This window comes from Bradyrhizobium sp. AZCC 2176 (assembly GCF_036924645.1).
Taxonomy (GTDB): Bacteria; Pseudomonadota; Alphaproteobacteria; order Rhizobiales; family Xanthobacteraceae; genus Bradyrhizobium.
Map to the genome: position 1 here is coordinate 2479562 of NZ_JAZHRX010000001.1, position 21706 is coordinate 2501267.

Annotated in this window: 17 protein-coding genes, 1 tRNA gene and 1 pseudogene; 12 read left to right on the top strand and 7 right to left on the bottom strand. The window is 62.9% G+C overall.

Annotated features, from left to right (window positions below):
- Window positions 1-36 precede the first annotated feature (36 nt).
- Entirely contained in the window at window positions 37-246 is a 210-nt protein-coding gene (locus tag V1288_RS11430; RefSeq protein WP_334357139.1) for a DUF1674 domain-containing protein, read from the bottom strand.
- Window positions 247-405: 159 nt separating this feature from the next.
- Between V1288_RS11430 and V1288_RS11435 the strand changes: the two genes are divergently transcribed.
- The 5 genes and pseudogenes from V1288_RS11435 to purH all read left to right on the top strand — a co-directional run bounded on the left by V1288_RS11435 (window position 406) and on the right by purH (window position 6016).
- Window positions 406-1755, top strand: a complete 1350-nt coding sequence (locus V1288_RS11435; protein WP_334357140.1) for an RsmB/NOP family class I SAM-dependent RNA methyltransferase — start codon at window positions 406-408, stop codon at window positions 1753-1755.
- A gap of 162 nt (window positions 1756-1917) precedes the next feature.
- A complete protein-coding gene (locus V1288_RS11440; protein WP_334357141.1) occupies window positions 1918-3633 on the top strand; it encodes a heparinase II/III family protein in 1716 nt (571 codons plus the stop codon).
- Window positions 3634-3701: 68 nt separating this feature from the next.
- A pseudogene (locus V1288_RS11445) lies at window positions 3702-3979 on the top strand (type II toxin-antitoxin system RelE/ParE family toxin).
- Between the two features lie 10 nt (window positions 3980-3989).
- Window positions 3990-4304, top strand: a complete 315-nt coding sequence (locus V1288_RS11450; protein WP_334361278.1) for a HigA family addiction module antitoxin — start codon at window positions 3990-3992, stop codon at window positions 4302-4304.
- 119 nt (window positions 4305-4423) lie between these two features.
- Window positions 4424-6016, top strand: coding sequence for a bifunctional phosphoribosylaminoimidazolecarboxamide formyltransferase/IMP cyclohydrolase (purH, locus tag V1288_RS11455; RefSeq protein WP_334357142.1), 1593 nt, complete (start codon window positions 4424-4426; stop codon window positions 6014-6016).
- A gap of 133 nt (window positions 6017-6149) precedes the next feature.
- Here purH and V1288_RS11460 read toward each other — a convergent pair whose 3' ends face one another.
- Window positions 6150-7535 carry an MFS transporter gene (locus V1288_RS11460; RefSeq protein ID WP_334357143.1) on the bottom strand — a complete coding sequence of 462 codons (1386 nt, stop codon included), beginning with the start codon at window positions 7533-7535 and terminating at the stop codon, window positions 6150-6152.
- Between the two features lie 128 nt (window positions 7536-7663).
- Between V1288_RS11460 and ggt the strand changes: the two genes are divergently transcribed.
- Both ggt and V1288_RS11470 read left to right on the top strand, forming a co-directional pair.
- Window positions 7664-9409 carry a gamma-glutamyltransferase gene (gene ggt, locus V1288_RS11465; RefSeq protein WP_334357144.1) on the top strand — a complete coding sequence of 582 codons (1746 nt, stop codon included), beginning with the start codon at window positions 7664-7666 and terminating at the stop codon, window positions 9407-9409.
- 89 nt (window positions 9410-9498) lie between these two features.
- Window positions 9499-10395 (top strand): SDR family oxidoreductase, encoded by an 897-nt coding sequence (locus tag V1288_RS11470; protein WP_334357145.1) that lies wholly within the window; start codon window positions 9499-9501, stop codon window positions 10393-10395.
- A 61-nt stretch (window positions 10396-10456) separates the two neighbouring features.
- Here the strand turns inward: V1288_RS11470 and V1288_RS11475 are convergent, their stop codons facing one another.
- On the bottom strand, window positions 10457-11128 hold the full coding sequence (locus tag V1288_RS11475) for a glutathione S-transferase family protein (protein ID WP_334357146.1): 672 nt from the start codon (window positions 11126-11128) through the stop codon (window positions 10457-10459).
- 151 nt (window positions 11129-11279) lie between these two features.
- Between V1288_RS11475 and V1288_RS11480 the strand changes: the two genes are divergently transcribed.
- From V1288_RS11480 to V1288_RS11495, 4 genes are all read left to right on the top strand, one after another.
- Window positions 11280-11888 carry a DUF2239 family protein gene (locus tag V1288_RS11480; protein WP_334357147.1) on the top strand — a complete coding sequence of 203 codons (609 nt, stop codon included), beginning with the start codon at window positions 11280-11282 and terminating at the stop codon, window positions 11886-11888.
- Window positions 11889-11981: 93 nt separating this feature from the next.
- A complete protein-coding gene (locus V1288_RS11485; protein ID WP_334357148.1) occupies window positions 11982-12587 on the top strand; it encodes a 2-hydroxychromene-2-carboxylate isomerase in 606 nt (201 codons plus the stop codon).
- 139 nt (window positions 12588-12726) lie between these two features.
- Window positions 12727-13650, top strand: coding sequence for a 2-dehydropantoate 2-reductase (gene panE, locus V1288_RS11490; protein ID WP_334357149.1), 924 nt, complete (start codon window positions 12727-12729; stop codon window positions 13648-13650).
- A gap of 261 nt (window positions 13651-13911) precedes the next feature.
- The gene (locus V1288_RS11495; protein ID WP_334361279.1) at window positions 13912-15162 is read left to right on the top strand and encodes an IS4 family transposase; all 1251 of its coding nucleotides are present in this window, start codon (window positions 13912-13914) and stop codon (window positions 15160-15162) included.
- 133 nt (window positions 15163-15295) lie between these two features.
- Here V1288_RS11495 and V1288_RS11500 read toward each other — a convergent pair whose 3' ends face one another.
- From V1288_RS11500 to V1288_RS11515, 4 genes are all read right to left on the bottom strand, one after another.
- On the bottom strand, window positions 15296-15880 hold the full coding sequence (locus V1288_RS11500; RefSeq protein WP_334357150.1) for a c-type cytochrome: 585 nt from the start codon (window positions 15878-15880) through the stop codon (window positions 15296-15298).
- Between the two features lie 180 nt (window positions 15881-16060).
- The gene (locus V1288_RS11505) at window positions 16061-17320 is read right to left on the bottom strand and encodes a PQQ-dependent sugar dehydrogenase (RefSeq protein ID WP_334357151.1); all 1260 of its coding nucleotides are present in this window, start codon (window positions 17318-17320) and stop codon (window positions 16061-16063) included.
- A gap of 458 nt (window positions 17321-17778) precedes the next feature.
- The gene (locus tag V1288_RS11510) at window positions 17779-20037 is read right to left on the bottom strand and encodes a DUF2235 domain-containing protein (RefSeq protein WP_334357152.1); all 2259 of its coding nucleotides are present in this window, start codon (window positions 20035-20037) and stop codon (window positions 17779-17781) included.
- Window positions 20038-20206: 169 nt separating this feature from the next.
- Window positions 20207-20281: transfer RNA gene (locus tag V1288_RS11515), tRNA-Gly, on the bottom strand.
- A gap of 477 nt (window positions 20282-20758) precedes the next feature.
- On the opposite strand from V1288_RS11515, the gene trxA reads away from it, so the two are divergent.
- The gene (trxA, locus tag V1288_RS11520; protein ID WP_334357153.1) at window positions 20759-21682 is read left to right on the top strand and encodes a thioredoxin; all 924 of its coding nucleotides are present in this window, start codon (window positions 20759-20761) and stop codon (window positions 21680-21682) included.
- Window positions 21683-21706: the final 24 nt, after the last annotated feature.

The window sequence follows — 21706 nt, forward strand, 5'->3', positions numbered from 1 at the left end:
GGTATCCGGCAAGGGCCCATTGCTATCCCGCGGGCCTCAAAAATCCGACGCGATCCCCTTCCGCTCCCAATCTCCGTAGCGGGTCGGTTCCGGACCCTTCGGACCCTGGAATTCCTTCGGCTGCGGCGTGGCGCTGGCCGCGGCGGCCTGGCGGCGTGCTTCGGCTTCGGCGAGCGCGCGCTCGGCGGCGGGCGTCAGCTTCTTGCGTTCCGCGACGGGCGCGGGAGATGAAAAATTGTCGATCATCGCAACTCTCCCATAGCACAGGGATGGGCGCACAGATGACATCACATTCGCGAAATTGTCTGTGGCGATTCTTACATTTGGCATATTCGCATGCCAAACGGGCTTGCATTCCAACGGCATGAGCCAGAACCTTTCCGCTTTCCGAGACATTGCTGCTTCATGCCCCCTTCCAGATTCGCAGTACCTTCAGAAGTGCCGGGCCTCGCCGCGCGGCGAATCGCGGCCGATATCCTCGACGGCGTACTGCACAAGCATCGCACCCTCGACGATCAGCTCGACGGCGCGGGCGCCCATCCCGGACTGAAGACGCTGGCCGATCGCGACCGCGCCCTGATGCGGCGCCTGGTGGCGACGATTTTGCGGCGGCTCGGCACGCTCGGGCATTTGTTGTCGCGCCTGCTCGATCGCGGCATCCCGACCGACGCGCCGCGTGCGCAGAGCGCACTTCTGATCGGCGCCGCGCAGATTCTCTGGATGGATGTTCCCGATCATGCAGCCGTCGATCTCTCGGTGCGGCTGGTGCAATCGGACCGCCGCGCGGCGAAATATGCCGGCCTCGTCAACGCGGTGCTGCGCCGCTGCGCCCGCGAGGGGCAGCCGCTGATCGACGAAGTCAAAGCGCAGAACCTGGATATTCCACCGTGGCTGCTGGCGCGCTGGATCGGCGCCTATGGCGAGACCACGGCGCGGCAGATGGCGCTCGCCATCGGCCACGAACCGTCGCTCGACATCACCGTGAAATCAGACGCAACACAATGGGCGAGCCGCCTGCACGGTGAAACGTTGCCGACCGGCACCGTGCGCACCTTGCTGCAGGGCTCGGTGACCATGCTGCCCGGCTTCACCGAGGGGCAGTGGTGGGTGCAGGACGCCGCCGCCGCGCTGCCCGCGCGCTTGTTCGGCGACGTCAGCGGCAAGGCCATCGCGGACCTCTGCGCAGCTCCGGGCGGCAAGACTGCGCAACTGGCGCAAGCCGGCGCACGCGTCACCGCCGTCGATCGCTCGCCGGCGCGCATGGCGCGGCTGCGCGACAATCTGGCGCGGCTTTCGCTGCAGGCCGACGACGTCGTGACCGATGCCGCCGAGTGGCCCGGTCGCGGCAATGGGAGCTTTGACGGCGTGCTGGTGGACGCGCCCTGCACCTCCACCGGCACCATTCGCCGTCACCCGGACGTGGCCTGGCTGCGTCAGGAAGCCGACATCGCGGCGCTGTCGGCGTTGCAGAAACGATTGCTGCAACGGGCGGTCGCCCTGCTCAAGCCCGGCGGAACGCTGGTCTATTGCACCTGTTCGCTGGAGCCGGAGGAAGGCGAGCAGGCGATTGCGGCTCTGCTGGCCACCGAATCGGACGTGCGCCGTGCCCCGATCGAGGTGGGCGAAGTCGCCGGCCTCAGCGAAATCGTGACCGCAAACGGCGATTTACGGACCCTGCCCTGCCATTTGCCCCATACCGACCCCCGGCTTAGCGGGTTGGATGGATTTTACGCGGCGCGTCTGGTTAAATTCTGATTTTAAACTGGAATTTCCTCGCCCTCGGGGGTGATTCGCCGGTTTTCAAGATGGTGTCATCCCGGCGTTTCCGGATTAAAAGGATTCGCCAGAATACCCCTCCCTCCCTAAGCAAGGCACGGCGTGTCGGTCGCTCAACGCAGACGCATCTCGACGCTTATCATGAGCCGCTCGGCGCGGACCGTGATCGCGCGCGCGACCGGCGCGACGGTGGCGGTGTCGCGGCTATGGCCGGGCCGCGCCGACCGGCTGATCATCGCGCCGCATGACCTGCGTACCGCCGACGCCACCCGCGCCGCCGAGATCTATGCCGGCCGCTTCGTGTTCGCCGGCAAGATCGTGACCTGCCACGGCCGTTCGATCTTCGATCTCGAACCGCCATCGGAAGATTGGGAAGTCGCCCTGCTCGGCTTCGGCTGGCTGCGGCATCTTCGCGCCGCCGACACCGCGCTGACCCGCGCCAATGCCCGCTCGCTGGTCGACGACTGGATCTCGAATCCGGCGCGCAAGCGGCCGCTCGAACGCCGCCCCGACGTGCTGGCGCGCCGCGTGATCTCGCTGTTGTCGCAGGCCCCGCTGGTGCTCGGCGATACCGACGGAAAGTTCTATCGCAAATATCTGCGCGGGCTGACCCGCGAGATCCGCTATCTGCGCTACGCGATGCTCGACATCGCCGACGGCGTGCCGCGGCTGCAGGTCCTGATCGCGCTTTGTTATGCCTCGCTGTGCCTGGCCAACCAGGCGCGTCACATCCGTTCCGCCACGCGACGGCTTTCCGACGAATTGCAGCGGCAGATCATGCCCGACGGCGGGCACATCTCGCGCAATCCCGGCGCGCTGGTCGAACTGCTCAGCGACCTGCTGCCGCTGCGGCAGACATTTGCGGCCCGCAACATTGCGCCGCCGCCGGCGCTCTTGAATGCGATCGACCGCATGATGCCGATGCTGCGCTTCTTCCGTCACGGCGACGGCAGCTTTGCGCTGTTCAACGGCATGAGCAACGCACCCTCGGACCTGGTGGCGACCCTGCTCGCCTATGACGACACCCACGGCGTGCCGATGGCGAACATGCCGCATACCGGCTTCCAGCGCCTCGATGCCGGCACGACCACCGTCATCATGGATACCGGCCCGCCACCGCCGCCGAATGTCAGCCAGGAAGCGCATGCCGGCTGCCTCTCGTTCGAATTGTCGTCCGGGCCGAGCCGGATCGTCGTCAATTGCGGCATGCCCTCGACCGGCCGCGACAATTGGCGCACTTTTGCGCGCAGCACCGTGGCGCATTCGACCCTGACCTATCACGACACTTCCTCGTGTCAGTTCGTCGAACTGTCGGCCGTGAAACGCCTGCTGCAGGGCGCGCCCGTCGTCAGCGGCCCAGCGAACGTGGAAAGCTACCGTGAGGTTGTGGCGGACGGCGATCTCCTGACCACCTCGCATGACGGATATCTTGCAAAATTTGGCGTCATGCATCGCCGGGTGCTGATGATCTCCCCCGACGGCGCGCGCCTCGACGGCGAGGATACCGTGTCGCCGGCGCCGGGGGCGCGCATCAAAGGCGCCGAGACCGATTTTGCCCTGCGCTTTCATCTGCATCCCGCGGTGAAGGCAAGCCGCCTCAGCGATGCGCGCGGCGTTATGCTGGTATTGCCCAACCGCGACGTCTGGACCTTCGAGGCGCTCGACGACAAGGTCGACCTCGAGGACAGCGTGTTTCTGGCCGGCAATGACGGCCCCCGCCGTACCGCCCAGATCGTGATCCGGCAGGATTCCCGGCACGCCTCCTCGGTCCGCTGGAGCTTTGTCCGCTCGACGACGACGGCTGCGGCCACGAGCGCCCGGCGCAATGCGCGGCGCGAACCGGAACTGCCGCTTTAGGTCGTATTCGCGGCAGGCTTTCGATGGCCTTGCTTGACGCAAGTAAGCTATTTGCTTACAGTGGGGCGGTGATAAGAACCTTCAAGAGCAAGGCCCTTTCGGAGTTGTGGAGCAAGGGCAGGAGTTCGAAGATTGATGCGAAAATGCAGAAGCGCATTTTCGCAAGACTGGACCGTCTCGACGTCGCCCTCCGCGCGGAGGAATGAATATCCCCGGCTTCGACTTTCACGGTTTGCACGGCTTTAACCCGAAACGCTATTCGGTCCACGTTAATGGACCGTGGTGCATCACGTTCGAATTCGAAGATGGCGACGCCTGCCGAGTCGATTTCGGGGAATATCACTGAAGGAACAAACATGGTCTATGCAGTCAAGCGCAGCAAGAACCGTTGCCCCACCCATCCCGGTGCGCTACTTCGCGACGACATTATTCCGGCTACCGGCCGGACCAAGGCCGAGATCGCCGGCCTACTCGGAATTTCGCGCCAGCACCTTTACGACATCCTGGGGGAGCGAAAGCCGGTGTCTCCCGCCATCGCAGTGCGCCTCGGCAAGCTTTTCGGCGACGGCGCGGGAATCTGGACGAGGATGCAGGGCGCCTACGATACGTGGCATGCGGAACGGACCGAAGATGTCAGCCACATTCCTACCATCAAGGCTAAAGCCGCCTGAGACCTGACTTCGGGAAGTGCAGGCTTCCCTCCAATTTTCATAGGAAAGGGGTGCCGATCCCGGTTTCTTGACCTTCCAAACCATGCTACCGGGCTGGCCTTAACAGCCAGGAACCAGATATGACCGACCATCCGCGCCGTGTAACCCGCGCTTTGTTGTCCGTTTCCGACAAGACCGGCCTGATCGAATTTGCCAAGGCGCTGGTCGGACATGGCGTCGAGCTCGTCTCCACCGGCGGCACCGCAAAGGCGATCGCCGCGGCCGGGCTGCAGGTCAAGGATGTCTCGGAACTGACGGGCTTTCCGGAAATGATGGACGGCCGGGTCAAGACGCTGCACCCCAAGGTGCACGGCGGCCTGCTCGCGATCCGCGACAACAAGGAACATGCCGATGCGATGAAGGCGCATGGCATCGCGCCGATCGATCTGCTCGTCGTCAATCTCTACCCGTTCGAGGCGACCGTCGACAAAGGCGCAGGTTACGAAGACTGCATCGAGAATATCGACATCGGCGGTCCTGCGATGATCCGCGCGGCCGCGAAAAACCATGACGACGTCGCCGTCGTCGTCGAGCCACAGGACTATCAGGCCGTACTCGACGAGCTCGCCACCAACAACGGCGCAACGACGCTGTCGCTGCGCCGCCGCCTCGCCGCCAAGGCCTACGCGCGTACCGCCGCCTATGATGCCGCGATCTCGAACTGGTTCGCGCTTCAGCTCAAGGACGACGCGCCGGATTTCCGTGCTTTCGGCGGCCGGCTGATCCAATCGCTGCGCTATGGCGAGAACCCGCACCAGAAGGCGGCGTTCTATGCAACGCCCGACAGGCGTCCCGGCGTAGCCACGGCGCGGCAGTTGCAGGGCAGGGAACTGTCCTACAACAACATCAACGATACCGATGCCGCCTATGAATGCATTGGCGAGTTTGACCCGGCTCGCACCGCTGCCTGCGCCATCATCAAGCACGCCAATCCCTGCGGCGTCGCCGAAGGCCCTGACCTGGTGAGCGCCTATCGCAAGGCGTTCGCCTGCGACACGCAGTCGCCGTATGGCGGCATCATCGCCGTCAATCGGACGCTCGACGCCGAAGCCGCGCGCGTCATCACGGAAATCCTGACCGAAGTGATCATTGCGCCCGACGCGACGGAAGAAGCCATCGCCATCATCGCGAAGAAGAAGAACCTCCGGCTCCTCCTCGCCGGCAGCCTGCCTGATCCGCGCGCGATGGGCCTGACTGCGAAAACCGTCGCGGGCGGCCTGCTGGTGCAGAGCCGTGACAACGCCGTTGTCGATGACCTCACGCTCAAGACGGTAACCAAGCGCGCGCCGACCGAGGCCGAACTGCGCGATCTCAAATTCGCCTTCCGCGTCGCCAAGCACGTCAAGTCCAACACCATCATCTACGCCAAGGATCTCGCCACCGTCGGCATCGGCGCCGGCCAGATGAGCCGGGTCGATTCCGCGCGCATTGCCGCTCGCAAGGCGCTGGATGCCGCGGCTGATGCGAAACTCGCCGAGCCGCTAACCAGGGGCTCGGTCGTCGCATCCGATGCGTTCTTTCCCTTCGCCGACGGCATGCTGGCCTGCATCGAGGCCGGTGCCACCGCCGTGATCCAGCCCGGCGGCTCGATCCGCGATGACGAAGTCATCAAGGCCGCCGACGAGCACGGCATCGCCATGGTGTTCACCGGGGTGCGGCATTTCAGGCATTGATCGTCGTCTTCCCTGCGAACGCTGGGACCCATAAACCGCAGGGCTCGGTTGATCAGAAACAACCGACTGCCGCGTAAAACCGTGAGATCACGCGGTATGGGTCCCTGCGTTCGCAGGGCGACGCGTTGAGAACTTATTCTCTCACGCGCGTCAGCAGCGCCAACCCCGCCACGAAGAACACCACTAGCAGTGCCATGCCGGCCTTCTGGCTCGCGGTGTAGGCCGTGATTACCCCGATCAGCAGCGGGCCGATAAACGAGGTGACCTTTCCGGTCAGCGCAAACAAGCCAAAATACTGCGCGATGCGATCTTTCGGCGCGAGGCGTATCAGAAGCGTGCGTGACGCCGCTTGCAGCGGGCCGCCGGCCGCGCCGATCAGGCATCCGAGCACCAGATAGGCGCGCTCGGCGGCGCCGGAGAACAGGGCGCCACCGGGCACGGGTGGCGTGACCTTCACGAACAGGACCGAGTCCTTGTCGACCAAGAGGATCGCCCCGAGCGCAAACAGAAGGATCAGCAAGCTGCCGGCGATGACACGCTTGGGTCCCAGCCTGTCATCGAGCTTGCCGCCAAGCCAGGCGCCAAGGGTGCCGGCGATGGCCAGCAGGATTCCGAACGTGCCGATTTGGATCGTATGCCAGCCGAACGTGCCGGCGGCATAGATGCCGCCGAAGGCGAACAGCGACACCAGCCCGTCGGTATAGATCATGTTGGCGAGCAGGAATGTCGCCACCGACTTCTGCTGCGGCAATTCGCCGAGCGTCCGCTTGAGCCCGCTCAATCCTTCGCGCAGCGCCTTGCGGATCGGGTGCTTCGCCGGATAATCCGGCGTGAACAGGAACATCGGCGTCACGAAGATGATGAACCAGATGCCGGTCAGCGGCCCGGTGATGCGGTCGCCCTGATGACTGACCGGGTCGAGACCGAACAGCGGCGCCAGGCCGAAGAGTGTACGGCCGGTGTCGGGGCTGGCCGCGAGGAAGCCGAGCACGAGGATGAGACTGAGGATGCCGCCGATATAGCCGGTGGCCCATCCGGTGCCGGACAGCCGCCCGATTCGATCCGGCGGCACCAGCGTCGGCATCATCGCGTTGTTGAAGACGGTGGCGAATTCGACGCCGACGCTCGCGATCGCGTAGGCCAGCAGCAACGACGGGATGACACTGGGATCACCCGGCTTTCCGAACCACATCAGGCAAGCGCCGATCACAAGCAACGCACCGAAGCCGGCGATCCACGGCTTGCGGCGGCCGCTGGCATCCGCAATCGCACCCAGCACCGGCGACAGCAGCGCGATCATCAAGCCGGCCGCCGCGGTGGCAAATCCCCACAGTGCTTGCCCCTGCGCCGGATCCGGCGCGACGAAACCCGCAAAATAAGGCGCAAACACAAAGGTGGTGATCAACGTGAAATAAGGCTGCGCGGCCCAATCGAAGAATATCCAACTGATGACGGCGGCGCGGCGCGGATATTCCCGGGGTATCTCGGCGCCGGCGGCCTCGGAAGCGATCACCGTCATGTGAGGAATTTCCTTCAAAAGTCTGGCGAGGCGTTTTGCCCGTCGAATTCAAACTCATATAGCATGCGTTACCGGCGCTTGCGCCGGTAACCGGGGGTCACACAAACTTCAACTGCGGCGGATTTTCGATGGCGGTCTTTTCAATCCGGTGGCGCCGAGTGGCTGCCACACTGGTACTTGCGTTTGCCTGCGGGGCGACAGCCTTTGCGCAGGAACGCCGCTTCTACTCGCCCCCCGATCTTTCCTCCGTTCGCGCCGTTGCGGCCGAGCACGGCTTGGTGGTGGCGCAGGAAAAGCTCGCCGCGCAGGTTGGCGCCGACATCCTGAGGCAGGGCGGCAATGCGGTCGATGCCGCGGTCGGCACCGGCTTTGCGCTCGCCGTCACCTATCCGCGCGCCGGAAACATCGGCGGCGGCGGCTTCATGGTGATTCATTCGGCTGAGCGCAATGAAGACATTGCGATTGATTATCGCGAGACCGCGCCGGCGGCGACCACGCGCGATATCTTTCTGGGACCGGACGGCAAGCCGGATGCCGATAGATCGCGCAATTCCGCGCTCGGTATCGGTGTGCCCGGCACCGTCGCCGGATTGGCGCTGGCGCTCGAAAAATACGGGTCGGGCCGGTTCACGCTGGCGCAAATCCTTAAACCTTCGATCGAGTTGGCGCGGAACGGCTTCGTGGTCGCCGACGACATGGCCGACACGCTGTCGGACATGTATCGCCGGATGTCCCGCTGGCCAAATTCGGCCAAGGCGTTCGCGCGCGACGACGGCACGCCTCTGAAAGAGGGCGACCGGCTGGTACAGGCCGAGCTCGCGGCAACGCTTTCGGCGATTGCCGATCAGGGTACGGCTGGATTCTATCAAGGGCCGGTCGCCGAAAAGCTCGCAAGGGCCGTCGGCAATGCCGGCGGCATCATGACGGCAGAAGATTTGAAATCGTATCAGGCCGTGATCCGCAACCCCGTGCGCGGCAGTTATCGCGGATACGACATCGTGTCGATGCCGCTGCCCTCGTCCGGCGGCACCGTGCTGCTGGAGACGCTGAACATTCTCGAAGGGTTTCCGATGGCCGAGATGACGCAGGGCGCCGCGCCCTCGCTGCATGTTATGATCGAGGCGATGAAGCGCGCTTACGCCGATCGCGCGCGCTATCTCGGCGATCCCGCCTTCGTCAACGCGCCGGTCAACGTCCTGCTCACCAAGGAATACGCCGCGAGGCTACGCGCCAGCATCAATCTTGATCGCGCGACGCCCGCCGCCGACGTGCTGTCGGTGAGGCCGGCGCGGGAGGGCGCCAATACCACGCATTATTCGATCGTCGATTCCAACGGCAATGCGGTCAGCAACACCTACACGCTGAACTTCCCCTATGGCGTCGGCCTGGTCGCTGACGGAACCGGCGTGCTGCTCAACAACGAGCTCGACGATTTCACCGCGGCGCCCGGCGCTTCCAACGCCTTCGGGCTCGTCGGCTTCGAGGCCAACCTGCCTGGTCCGGGGAAACGGCCGCTGTCGTCGATGTCGCCGACTATCGTGCTGAAGGACGGCAAGCCGGTGCTGGTGACGGGTACACCGGGCGGCAGCCGCATCATTTCGGCGGTGCTCCAGATCGTCGTCGACGTGCTGGATTACAGGATGGATGTCGCCGCCGCGGTGGCCGCGCCGCGCGTGCATCACCAGTGGATGCCGGACGAGGTGCGGGTTGAACGCGGGTTTCCCGCGGAAACGCTGGACGCGCTGAGGGCCAAAGGCCATCGCGTGATCGAACCGCTCGGCCAGACTTCCGCCAATTCGATCGCCGTTACGCCCGATGGCCTGCTGGGCGCCCCCGATCCGCGCACCCGCGGCGCAGAAGCGGCTGGGCAGTAACGATCCGATGCGCGGTTGCCGATTTGCCTGATCACGCCATCGGCGTAGGATCGCTCCGCCTCGCATCATTGGCTGGACCGGAGACCCCCATGACTTCCCTCGAAGGCAAAACGCTGTTCGTATCGGGCGCCAGCCGCGGCATCGGGCTGGCCATCGCGCTGCGCGCCGCGCGTGACGGCGCCAATGTTGCGATTGCGGCCAAGACCGCAGAGCCGCATCCGAGACTCAAGGGCACCATCTACACCGCGGCGGAGGAAATTCGCGCCGCCGGCGGCAAAGCGCTGCCGGTGCTGTGCGATATCCGCGACGAGGCACAGGTGATCGCGGCGATCGAGCAGACCGTTGCCGAATTCGGCGGCATCGATATCTGCGTCAACAATGCCAGCGCCATCAGCCTGACCGATTCGCAAGGAACCGACATGAAGCGGTTCGACCTGATGATGGGCATCAATACCCGCGGTACCTTCATGGTATCGAAATATTGCATTCCGCATCTGAAGAAGGCGACCAACCCGCACATATTGATGCTGTCGCCGCCGCTCGACATGAAGCAAAAGTGGTTCGAGCATTCCACCGCCTATACGATGGCGAAGTTCGGCATGAGCATGTGCGTGCTCGGGCTGGCAGGTGAGCTGAAATCCGCAGGTGTTGCGGTCAACGCGCTGTGGCCGCGCACCACCATCGCTACCGCCGCGGTCGGCAACCTGCTCGGCGGCGAGGCGATGATGCGCGCCAGCCGGACGCCCGAGATCATGGGCGATGCCGCGCACGCCATCCTGACGAGACCGGCGCGGGAATTCACCGGGCAGTTCTGCATCGATGACAAGGTGCTGTACGCCTCTGGCGTCAGGGATTTCGAGCACTACCGTGTCGATCGCTCGGTGGCCTTGATGTCGGACTTCTTCGTCCCCGCCGACGATGTGCCGCCACCCGGGGTTACCGTGCAGGCGCTGCCCTCGGTGGGGGCGGCGCAGACGGCGCGCTAGAAGATGTAGCCTGAGAGCACTCGCCTGGCTGGTGAAGGAAGTGATCGCCGCGGTGTAGCCGTCAGCGCCCGACCATATACGGCCCACCCTTTTCCAGCGCGCGCGCATAGGCCGGGCGGGCATGAATGCGTTCGAGAAACGCCATTGCTTTGGGATGACCTTGCTCCAGTCCGCCGCGCGCCGCGGCGGCTTCCAGTGGAAAACTCATCTGGATGTCGGCACCGCTGAATTCATTGCCGGCGAACCACTCGCTTTTTGCCAGTTCGCCTTCCCAATAATCCATATGCTGCTTGAGCTGCGGATTGACCAGCGTGGTCAGCGCCGTGTTGGAGACTTTGCGCACCAGCGGCCGCAGCAGAGCCGGCGCACGCTTCGGCATCAACGTGAACAGGAGCTTCAGCAGCAGCGGCGACATTGCGGATCCTTCCGCATAATGCAGCCAATAGGTATAGCGCAGGCGCTCCGGCGTGCTCGGCGGCGGGATCAGGCGGCCATTGCCATAGGCGCCGATGATGTATTCGCAGATCGCGCCGGACTCGGCGATGGTGTTGCCGTTGCCGTTGTCGGTAATGACGGGCGATTTGCCGAGCGGGTGAATGTCGCGCAGCTCCTTTGGCGCCCGCATGTCGGGCTGGCGCTGATAGCGGACGATCTCGTAGGGAACGTCGAGTTCCTCGAGCAGCCACAGCACGCGCTGCGAGCGGGAATTGTTGAGATGATGAACTGTCAGCATGGCGTTCCCTTCAATTGCCCGCCGTTGGTGCCAGCCGGGGACCGGGAAGTCGAGACGGCCCAAAGTGCAGCACCATATTTACCCGGACGATATTGACATTCGAATTTATCCGGGTAAATATAAATTGGCGAAAAATCCAGGGTTATCTCCAATGGTTGACCAGACCCGCCCCCTTTTCACGGCCTTCATGGGCCCGCAGCGCCTGGCGGCGGGCCCGCTCGCCGAGATCGCCATTGCGGTCATGCAAGCTTCCCGCAGACCCGCAGCGCCGCCGATCATCATATTCAGCGACGCGACCGGCCATCCGATCGATCTCGATCTCCGCGGCACCGACCGCGAAATCATCGCCCGCCTGCCTCAACCCGCCTCGCCTGCGGACGTCGAAACCGATGAGACGGCGCCAGCGGAGCCGCGCGGGCGCGGACGGCCCAAGCTCGGCGTTGTCGCGCGCGAGGTGACGTTGTTGCCGCGCCATTGGGAGTGGCTTGGCATGCAGCCCGGCGGCGCATCGGTGGCGTTGCGAAAGCTGGTGGAAGAGGCGCGCCGCGCCAATGGCGATGCGGATCGCGCCCGCACCGCTCGAGATGCCGCCTATCATTTCATGTCGGTGATGGCCGGTAATCTTGCAGGCTTCGAGGAAGCTTCGCGGGCGTTGTTCGCCGATGACCGGCGGCGATTCGCCGATCTCGTCGCCGGCTGGCCCGACGATATCCGCGACCACGTCGTCAAGCTCGCCTTCAGCGATCGCGCCGAGCCATAGGCGCGCTTGCCCACAATATTACGCTCGTCATAATATTGTGGACGCACAGCCAGCCTTGCGCCACAATGCGCCAAAACATCCAAGGAGACTGCCGTGAGTCCGAATCCGCAATTCCTGTTCGATTTCGGCAGCCCTAACGCGTTCCTGAGTCACGAAGCGATTCCGGCGATCGAAAAGCGCACCGGCGTGAAGTTTGAGTATGTGCCGATCCTGCTCGGCGGCATCTTCAAGGCCACCAACAACAGGTCGCCCGCCGAAACGCTCGCCGGCATCAAGAACAAGCGCGAATTCCACGCGCTGGAGACCGAGCGCTTTTTGAAGCGGTTTGGGGTAAAGCCCTATGTCTGGAATCCATTTTTCCCGGTCAACACGCTGAACCTGATGCGTGCGGCAGTCGCGGCCCAGTTCGAGGGCGTGTTCGAGAAATATGTTGAGGCCGCCTTCCATCACATGTGGGTCGAGCCGAAGAAAATGGATGACCCTGAAATCGCGGCGAAAGCCCTGGCCTCGTCCGGCCTCGATGCCGCCAGGCTGCTGGCGCGCTCGCAGGACGCGGATGTAAAGGCCAGGCTGATCGAGAACACCCAATCCGCTGTCGAGCGCGGCGCGTTCGGCTCGCCGACGTTCTTCGTCGGCAAGGAAATGTTTTTCGGCAAGGAACAACTTCGCGAAGTCGAGGAAATGGTCTCGGGTAAATAGTCTCCGGGTTCGACTGTTCGGCGAGAAGTGGTAAAGAAGCGAATGGCGATAGCGAATAGTGAGTGGCGGGAATGACGGGCGGACACCCTATTCGCTGCTCGCCACTCGCCCATTCCAAAGCCAACAAGGAAGTTGATCCATGCGTATTCTCGTGGTCGGCGCCGGCGCCATCGGCGGTTATTTCGGCGGCAGACTGCTTCAGGCAGGAAACGACGTGACGTTCCTGGTGCGGCCGAAGCGCGCATCCGAACTCGCAAGCGCGGGTCTTGTCATCAAGAGTGCCGCCGGCGACGTGACGCTCAAGAACCCGCCCACGGTGCAGGCCGATAAGCTCGCCGACAAATTCGATGTCGTGCTGTTGAGCTGCAAGGCGTTCGACCTGGAAGACGCGATCAAGTCGTTTGCCCCGGCGGTCGGGCCGCAGACCGCGATCATTCCGCTGCTCAACGGCATGCTGCACCTCAACGTGCTGGACAAGAAATTCGGGGCTGACCGCTTGCTCGGCGGCCTCTGCGCGATCGCAGTGACGCTCAACGAGGCTCGCGAGGTGGTTCAACTCGCGCCGATGCAGTCGCTCAATTTCGGCGAACGCGATGGCTCGATGTCGGAGCGGGTGCGTGCGATCGCGAAGGTGTTTGAGAGCGGCAAGTTCGGCGCGTCGGCGAGCGAACACATCATGCAGGACATGTGGGAGAAGTGGGTTTTCCTCGCTTCGCTCGCCGCGTCGACCTGCCTGATGCGCACCTCGGTCGGCAATATCCTGGCGGTCGCCGACGGCAAGGATTTTCTGCTCGGCATGCTCGATGAATGCAGCGCGATTGCAAAGGCGTCGGGCCACGAGCCGACCGGCCCGTTCTTCCAGCGCACCAGCGGCTTGTTGACGACCGAGGGCTCGCAGATGACGGCCTCGATGTTCCGCGACATCAAGTCCGGCCTGCCGATCGAGGCCGACCATGTCATCGGCGATCTCGTCGCACGCGCCGACGCCGCCAAGATTCCGGTGCCGAAGTTGCGCATCGCCTACATCCATCTGAAGGCGTATGAGAAGCAGCGGTCCGCGTAGGCAGCTAGAGCGCTCTCCGTCGTCCCTGCGAACGCACTAGGGTTTCTACACGTCTGGCGCGACAGATTGACTCGGTGAGTCATGATGTTATCCCGCCTTTGGGGTTTGTATGATTCTGTTTCTGACGCTTGATTAAGGAGCGTCGGAGATGCAGCACGAGCCGGATTTGTCACTGGGCGAGTTTGGCGACGTTCGCCTCGATAAAAGGGGGCGGCGTTTGTGCAGGCTATGCTTTGCACGCGCAGTGTCTGCTTGCGCCAGATGGCGCAGGGAGACTGGGCCGCGTACATGGCGTACTGGCGGTTCGTGAACAATCCGCAAGTCACGACCGATCGACTGATTGAAGGCTGGAGCAGGCAGACAGCGACCGTGGTCAACGGGCGTCATGTGCTGGCGATCCAGGGCACCAGCGAGATCAAGTTTCAGACGCGACAGGGATGTCGGCGTGGACTGGGCAAAGTCGGCAAAGGCAATGCCCGCGGCGTGTTGCTGCATGCCATGATGGCCGTCGATGCCGACAGCGGGGCCTGTCTCGGCCTCACGGGCGGCAAGGTGTGGACGCGCAGGGGCAAGGTTAAGACCCCTCACGACGAGCGGGAGTTGGCCAACAAGGAGTCGGCGCGCTGGGTTACGACGGCCGAACAGGGCTGCGAGGTTCTGGCTGCGGCGCGCATGATCACTGTCATCAATGATCGCGAGGGGGAGTTCTTTGCGCACTGGGCGTTGACGCCCGGCGGCAATGTCCACCTGCTGACGCGGGCCATGCATGATCATGCACTGGCCGACGGCAAAACACTTTATCAAGCGGTAGAGCGAGCCCGCTTCGGCGACAAGGCGGTAATCGATCTGCCGCAGCGGATGGATCGCCGCGGTCGCCAAGCCCATCTCTCGCTGCGCTTCGGAACCGTCGTGCTCAAGCGGCCGGCGCGACCCGGCGTGAAGGACCTGCCGGAGGGCGTCAAAGTCAGCTTCGTGGAAGTCGTCGAGTTGCACCCTCCGAAGGGGGCTGAGCCCGTTCATTGGCTGCTCTTGACCACTCATTCGATCGCCAATGCAACCGATGCCTGGCGGATCGTCTCCTGGTACAGGCAGCGCTGGATCATCGAACAGCTCTTTCGCTCGCTGAAGAACCAGGGTCTGCGTATCGAGGACAGTCAGCTCGAAAGCTCCGAGGCTCTAATCAAGCTCGTGGCAATCGCCACTAAAGCGGCATGTATCGTCATTCAACTCGTTCAGGCCCGCAATGGTGGTGAACAATTGTCGGTCAAATGTGCCTTCACGCCGGAAGAAACCGAAGCACTTGCCGCCATCAACAAAACCATGAAAGGCCGGACCGAGCTTCAGAGGAACCCACATCGCCCCCACACGCTTCAGTGGGCGGCATGGATCATCGCCAAGCTCGGCGGATGGACCGGCTACGCCTCGCATCGGCCACCCGGACCAATCACATTCCACAACGGAATGACTCGCTTCCAAACCATCGTCGCTGCCAGAGCCATCGAAAGCGTGTAGAAACCCTAGTGCGAACGCAGGGACCCATAACCACCGGCCGTGGTTGCTGAACGAGATCGAACGACGGGCACTTCCTCAAATTGCGCTTTCACGGCGTATGGGGTCCCTGCGTTCGCAGGGACGACGAAGGACGTCAGAGATGCGCGAGATAATGCGCCAGCGCCTCGATCTCTTCCTCGCTGAGGGGGAACGCGACATCCGCCATCGCCGCCATCGCGCCGCCGGCCCGTACGCCCGATTTGTAATCCCGTAGCGCCTTCACGAGATATTCCTCGCGCTGGCCGGCGACGCGGGCGACCGCCTTGGTGCCGGCGTAAGTATCCATGTGGCATGAAGCGCAGCGCCGGCCGGCGGCCGCCTGCGCGCCTTTCTTCGAAAGGCCCGGATCGTCGTCGGGCTTGGGCGCCGTCGGCGGCGGAAGGGAGGCGTAATAGGCGCCGAGGTTACGGATGTCGTCATTGTTGAGCTGCTCGACGATCGGTTGCATCTGCTCGTTCTTGCGGGTGCCGGCGCGAAAGAACACGAGCTGCCACTGAATGAAGAGATCGGGCTGGGCCGCGAGCGAGGGGGTGTTCTCGATCTGGGAAATGCCGCCTTCGCCGTGGCAGCCGACGCACAGATCGGCCTTCGCCTTGCCGGCCGCGACATCGGCGGCGCGAGCGGGTGTGCTGCAGATGACGAAGGCAACGGATAAGGACGCGATCAGTACAGTCCGCATGCCGGTCCTCCCGTCATCATTGCCGGGCTTGACCCGGCAATCCATCACGCTTGCAAAGAATCACCGTTTTGATGGATGCCCGGATCAAGTCCGGGCATGACGATCTTGATCACACGTCCCAAACAACAGAGGCTGCGGCCACCCGCTCCCGGGTAACCGCATCCCCTGATCGTTGATGTCCTACTTCTTGTAGCTGATGCGATAGATCGCGCCGGCCCAGTCGTCGGCCACCAGGATCGAACCATCCTTGGCCAGCACGATATCTGCCGGACGACCGAGATAGCCCGTGTCGCCTTCAAGCCAGCCGGAGGCAAAGATCTCCGATTTGGGATTCTTGCCGTCGGCATCGACGATCACGCGTTTGATCCGGGCGCCCTGGTACTTGTACCGGTTCCAGGAGCCATGCTCGGCGATCAGGATGTTGTTCTTGTACTCGGCCGGGAATTGATCGCCGGTATAGAACTTCATGCCGAGTGGCGCCACGTGGGCCCCGAGATTGACCACGGGCGGTGTGAATTCCGAGCACTTGTGACCCATCGCGTATTTCGGGTCCGGCATATCGCCCTGGTGGCAATAGGGGTAGCCGAAATGCTCGCCGATCTTCGAGATCATGTTGAGCTTGTCGCTCGGCATGTCGTCGCTGATCCAGTCGCGGGCGTTCTCGGTGAACCAGTATCGCCCCGAGCGCGGATCGACGTCGCCGCCGACGCTGTTGCGGACGCCGAGCGCCCAGATCTCCGCATTGCCGGTCTTGGGATCGACGCGGCGAATCTGCGAGACGCTGGTCGGCGGAATGCCGATGTTGAAGGGAGGTCCGAACGGCAGATAGAACCAGCCATCCTTGTCGACGGCGATGTATTTCCAGCCATGTGCGGCATAGGACGGCATGTCGTCATACACCACCTTGCCGGCGCCGAGATTGTCGAGATTGGCTTCGGCGTTTTCGTATTTGATCAGCTTGTCGACCGCGATCACGTAAAGCGAGCCGTCGAGGAAAGCGAGACCGGTGGGCATGTTGAGGCCCTTGAGGATGGTCTTGACCTCCCGCTTCCCGCCATTGTCCTTGATCGCATAGACATTGCCGAGCCCAAAGGAGCCGACGAACAGCGTACCCTTGTCGCCCCAGGCCATCTGCCGCGCGGCCAGCACGTTCGACGCATAGACTTCTATGCTGAAGCCCGCCGGCAGCTTGATCTGCTTCATCATCGCCGCAAGTTCGGCGTCGGAAGCGCCGGTCGGCGGACCGGACGGCGGCGCTTGGCCCTTCTGGCCTTCGGTCTCGTCGCCAAGAAACCAGTCCGGCGGCGGGTTGGTCCAGAAATCCTTGGTGCCGGACTCGTATTTCTTCAGGGCCTTCTGCTGCGCGTCGGCCTGGCTGACCCCCGCGACAACGAGGATGGCTGCGAGCGCAAGAATAGATCGATTGAAAGCCGATTTCATCGCGTCACTCCCTATGCAGCCTGGCGGCTGCGCCTTGTTATTATTTTGAACGTGCGAGAGGCAAATTTGGTCTGGTGAAGAGAAACAGACCGCAAGGTGGTAGCACATCCGTTGCCGGAGAGAAGCGCGCGCCGCGCCGCTCTGCATCATCAAAGCAAATTGTGAGACGGATTGCTAAGCAGCAGCGCTCGATCCGCGTTTGCAGTTGCAACCCGCTGCACCGCAATATTTGCGGAGAGTGAACGCGGCCATACGAGAGAAGCACCATCTCGTGTGGGCGAGCTTCCACAGAGGGAGCAGATGGTGCGTGCGTTCGTGCTCGGTGGGCAAGGGTGCGGCCGCACGTGTTGTGGAGGGGCGAGACTATGCGCGAGCCCGGCTTGCAGCCGAGACATCCGAACGCGGAAGGCAAGATCGCCCACTATCTCCGAGATAAGGCCATTGCACCCCGCCTCGCCCTATCGCCGCTTCACCGTCAGTTTCGCTGCGCCTTTGTTGCTTCGATAAAGGAGATCATAGAACCCGGGTATGCCGAGCACGGCATCGTTGACGAAGATAAACAGTTCGCCTTCGCGAGTTGGCTTGATGGGGCTTTCGATCACGGAATCAGCAGGATCAGGATCGAGAAAGGCCTCTTCCCCGCCAACGTCGCCATAGCGCAGAACGATCCTGAACCAGTCCCTGGTCAATTCGCGGCGCAGCGGCACGCCGAGCCCGAGCAGGATCCGTTGATTCCAGGTCGGCTGGTCCGTGGGCGAGAAGCCACCGAACGGAACCTTGATCGCGGCATCGTACCAGGGCTCCGACAGCACCGGTTCGACCTTCACCGTGTATCTGGCTCCGCCGCCATCGAGATGAATGCCCGTCGGCTTGCAAAGGTCCGACGTCTTGAATTCGACGGTCACCGTTTCTCCCCTTGCAAGACCTTTGGTTTCCGCGCTTGGCGTGCAGGTAAAACCGGCAACGTCCTGGACGTTGTAGAGCAGGCGGTTGACGAGGGCCAACCCGATATAAACGAACAACAGGGCAAAGAATGCGGGTGCCCATCTGCGCTTCAGCTCCTCATGCAGCGCAATGTAGAATTTGCTGCTGCGAAGCCGGTAGACCAAATCATCGGGCAAGCCCGACGGCGCAGAAGAAGTTTTTCGCCAGATCGCCCCCATGCGATCGTCGATGCGGGATGCTATTCGCATTCCCCACAGGTTGAAGAACACGACCAGGCCGGCAAGCAGCAGGAAGAAAAACGGCGCGCGGGCATAGCCGTCGATCCAGGTAGACGCAAAGTCCGGCAGAAACGCCCCGACGAAGCGAATGATGTCCGAGACCCACCGGATCGGGCTCGTGAATTCGTCGGAGCGCGTAGCGCCGCTGATCAACGGAAACGCCAGCAGCCAGGCGGTGGCGCCGACGGTAGCGAAGTAGACGACACGCCGTTTCCAGATTTCGTTCCAGACATGCTCCTGTGCGTCCGCACGCATGTTGGCCGCCTCGATGGTCTCGAATTCATACTGATCCGGCGTGACGATCTCGCCGTCGGCCTTCACGACATCGTAGACGGCGGGCAGGCCGATGGGCGCATAGGCGTGCGCATTGTTCCTGATTCGCCTGAACACGCTTTCGTGGATCTTCGGACGTTCGATCGTGACCTCGTCGTCCTCCTTTTTCGCATACCGGTAATTGCAAAGTTGAACGAGTTTTCGTGGACCGTAACGGTAATAGGCGCCGAGGCCCGCGCGCGGATTGTAAATCCGCCCGTCCTTGTCCGCTCTGGAAACGGCATTCTTGAACGCATCTGGATCGGCGGGCGGATCACCGGTGTCCGATTTGAATTTCAGACCGCAGCGCTGCGCTTCGTTGAGCATCCAGACCAGCGGAATGTAGGCCAGCGCATCATCTGGATACCCGCCGCCTACATTGGAATGCACGCCTGCGAACCAGACCTGGCTGATTTGCTCATCCGCAATGTTGCGCTTCTGATCTGGATCGAATTCCGACGGCGGAACGATCTTTTCATCCCACAGCTCGGGATGGAACGTGGTTCGTGCTTCGTCGAGCGAAAGCGCCTGGCATGCGCGCAGGACGCATTTGCGATTCAGCGTGTGATCGGGAAGTTCGAGCGGAACGATCCACCGGCTGACGCCTCGCGTCATCTCGTCCATCGGCAGGCCATAGGCGGCCACGGTATCCCACACACCGACGAATCGGATGTATTTGACCTCTCGATTGTCGCGCTTGTCGTACTTGATCGGGAAGAGGAAGTTGCGGATCGCCCGGTACCAGTCCTCCGGATGCCAGGGCCAGACGGTATGGTAGCGTTCGCTGCGGTATTTCCGGTAGGCCGCGATCGCCTTCTTGTCGAGTTCGCTTTCATTGTCGGCGGACACCAGGCCTTGATTGAGAATCAGGCCGATGACGACGCGGATCGTGAATGCGCCGCGGCTGAAGCCGAAGCCATAGAGGTTGTCGGTTTCGTCCCTGTAGTTGCGGCATGCAAATTTGTAGATGTCGACGACGTTTCGTTTCAGGCCAAAGCCGAACGCGCCGCCAAGGATCGCCCACGGCTTGAATGTCGAAGTGCCGACGCCGTCGTCGTAGAAGGCGACCTGATCGTTTCCGGAAAGATCCAGCGCCTCAAAGGTGCGCCAGACGTTCGTGCGCCAGACCTTGGCCGCGGAATTGCCGGTGCCGTCGGACAGCAAAACGATGTTTCGGCCCATGAAATTGCCCCCGCCGAGCGATGAGACGACCCTACAATCTCTGGTCTTAGAGCATTGCACGCTCCCCTCGAACAAAAAGAGAGCTGGATCACATCGACGGGGCAAAAAACGACGAGGCCGCCAAACGGCGGCCTGTCGATGATCCGGTGATTTGCCATAGAAGAAAATCTGGAGCGGGCGAAGGGGCTCGAACCCTCGACCCCGACCTTGGCAAGGTCGTGCTCTACCACTGAGCTACACCCGCATCCGAGATGGCGGCGAACACTCGCCGTCAACGGCAGACGTATGACAAATGCGGACCGCGAATGCAACAGTCCGCGTGCGGTCAGATGCCACGCGGATCATCCGATTTCATTAACAAAAGGGAGCGAATCGGTCCGAAACAACGCCTGAACGGGGTTTGCCTACCCCAAACCATACCGGGAACCCAAGGCCAGGCCCATCAGCGTGACGCGGGGCGATTCGAGTCATTTTTTTGAACGAGCCTTCTGCCGCCCCTGTCAGTTCGTCCGCGCGCCGGAAGCGCCATCGAGGGCCCCCTCAAATGGCGAAGGGCCGTGACGGGGCGAGATCCACAGGGTTCCGATCCACCCGACAGGCGCCCGCCGATTGAATTTTGTGGCCAAGCCGCCATCTAGCGGATGAGGAACTTCGCGCCTAGCCGTGCTAGAACGGGCCCGAATTCGAAAGACACCTTCCCAGGACATCAGGCGAGGATACCGTGACGATAGTTGAGCAGGGCGGCGGCCCGGCACCGCAGGCAGCACCGGATCTGATCAAGGAGACGACCACCCAGACCTTCGTGAAGGACGTCATCGAGGAGTCGAAGCGGCAGCCGGTGCTGATCGACTTCTGGGCGCCCTGGTGCGGCCCCTGCCGGCAGCTCACGCCCGTTCTTGAAAAGGCCGTCCGTGCGGCCAAGGGCAAGGTCAAGCTGGTCAAGATGAATATCGACGAGCATCCGGCGATCCCCGGCCAGATGGGCATTCAGTCGATCCCGGCCGTGATCGCGTTCGTGGGCGGCCAACCCGCCGACGGCTTCATGGGCGCGGTGCCGGAGAGCCAGATCAACGCCTTCATCGACAAGCTCACCAAGGGCATGACGGCGCCGGGCGAACCCAATGTCGCGGAAATCCTGCAGGAGGCCGAAGCCGTACTGGCGGACGGCGACCCTGCCGCGGCAGCCCAGATCTATGCCGAGATACTGGGTTTCGATGCCACCAATATCGCGGCTCTGGCGGGGCTGGCAAAATGCTACGTGACGACGGGCGCCATCGAACAGGCCAAGCAGACGTTAGCGATGGTGCCGGAATCGAAGCGCAACGATGCTGCCGTCAAGGCGGTGCAGGCCTCGATCGACCTTGCCGAGCAGGCCCAGGCGGTCGGCCCGGTCACCGAACTGGAACAGAAGGTCGCCGCAAACCCGCTCGACCATCAGGCGCGATTCGACCTAGCGACCGCGCTCAACGCGCTCGGCAAGCGCACCGAGGCGACCAACCAGTTGCTGGAGATCGTCAAGCGCGATCGCAAGTGGAACGATGACGGCGCGCGCAGGCAACTGGTACAGTTCTTCGAGGCGTGGGGCGGCGCCGACGAAGCGACCGTCGAGGGACGAAAGCGGCTTTCGACGATTCTGTTCTCGTAGGGCGTATTCCGTCGAACCAACGAA

Bases quoted from the DNA above. Each gene is read 5' to 3' on its own strand.
- V1288_RS11430 (WP_334357139.1), bottom strand. From the start codon at position 246: ATGATCGACAATTTTTCATCTCCCGCGCCCGTCGCGGAACGCAAGAAG.
- V1288_RS11435 (WP_334357140.1), top strand. From the start codon at position 406: ATGCCCCCTTCCAGATTCGCAGTACCTTCAGAAGTGCCGGGCCTCGCC.
- V1288_RS11440 (WP_334357141.1), top strand. From the start codon at position 1,918: ATGAGCCGCTCGGCGCGGACCGTGATCGCGCGCGCGACCGGCGCGACG.
- V1288_RS11450 (WP_334361278.1), top strand. From the start codon at position 3,990: ATGGTCTATGCAGTCAAGCGCAGCAAGAACCGTTGCCCCACCCATCCC.
- purH (WP_334357142.1), top strand. From the start codon at position 4,424: ATGACCGACCATCCGCGCCGTGTAACCCGCGCTTTGTTGTCCGTTTCC.
- V1288_RS11460 (WP_334357143.1), bottom strand. From the start codon at position 7,535: ATGACGGTGATCGCTTCCGAGGCCGCCGGCGCCGAGATACCCCGGGAA.
- ggt (WP_334357144.1), top strand. From the start codon at position 7,664: ATGGCGGTCTTTTCAATCCGGTGGCGCCGAGTGGCTGCCACACTGGTA.
- V1288_RS11470 (WP_334357145.1), top strand. From the start codon at position 9,499: ATGACTTCCCTCGAAGGCAAAACGCTGTTCGTATCGGGCGCCAGCCGC.
- V1288_RS11475 (WP_334357146.1), bottom strand. From the start codon at position 11,128: ATGCTGACAGTTCATCATCTCAACAATTCCCGCTCGCAGCGCGTGCTG.
- V1288_RS11480 (WP_334357147.1), top strand. From the start codon at position 11,280: ATGGTTGACCAGACCCGCCCCCTTTTCACGGCCTTCATGGGCCCGCAG.
- panE (WP_334357149.1), top strand. From the start codon at position 12,727: ATGCGTATTCTCGTGGTCGGCGCCGGCGCCATCGGCGGTTATTTCGGC.
- V1288_RS11495 (WP_334361279.1), top strand. From the start codon at position 13,912: ATGGCGCAGGGAGACTGGGCCGCGTACATGGCGTACTGGCGGTTCGTG.
- V1288_RS11500 (WP_334357150.1), bottom strand. From the start codon at position 15,880: ATGCGGACTGTACTGATCGCGTCCTTATCCGTTGCCTTCGTCATCTGC.
- V1288_RS11505 (WP_334357151.1), bottom strand. From the start codon at position 17,320: ATGAAATCGGCTTTCAATCGATCTATTCTTGCGCTCGCAGCCATCCTC.
- V1288_RS11510 (WP_334357152.1), bottom strand. From the start codon at position 20,037: ATGGGCCGAAACATCGTTTTGCTGTCCGACGGCACCGGCAATTCCGCG.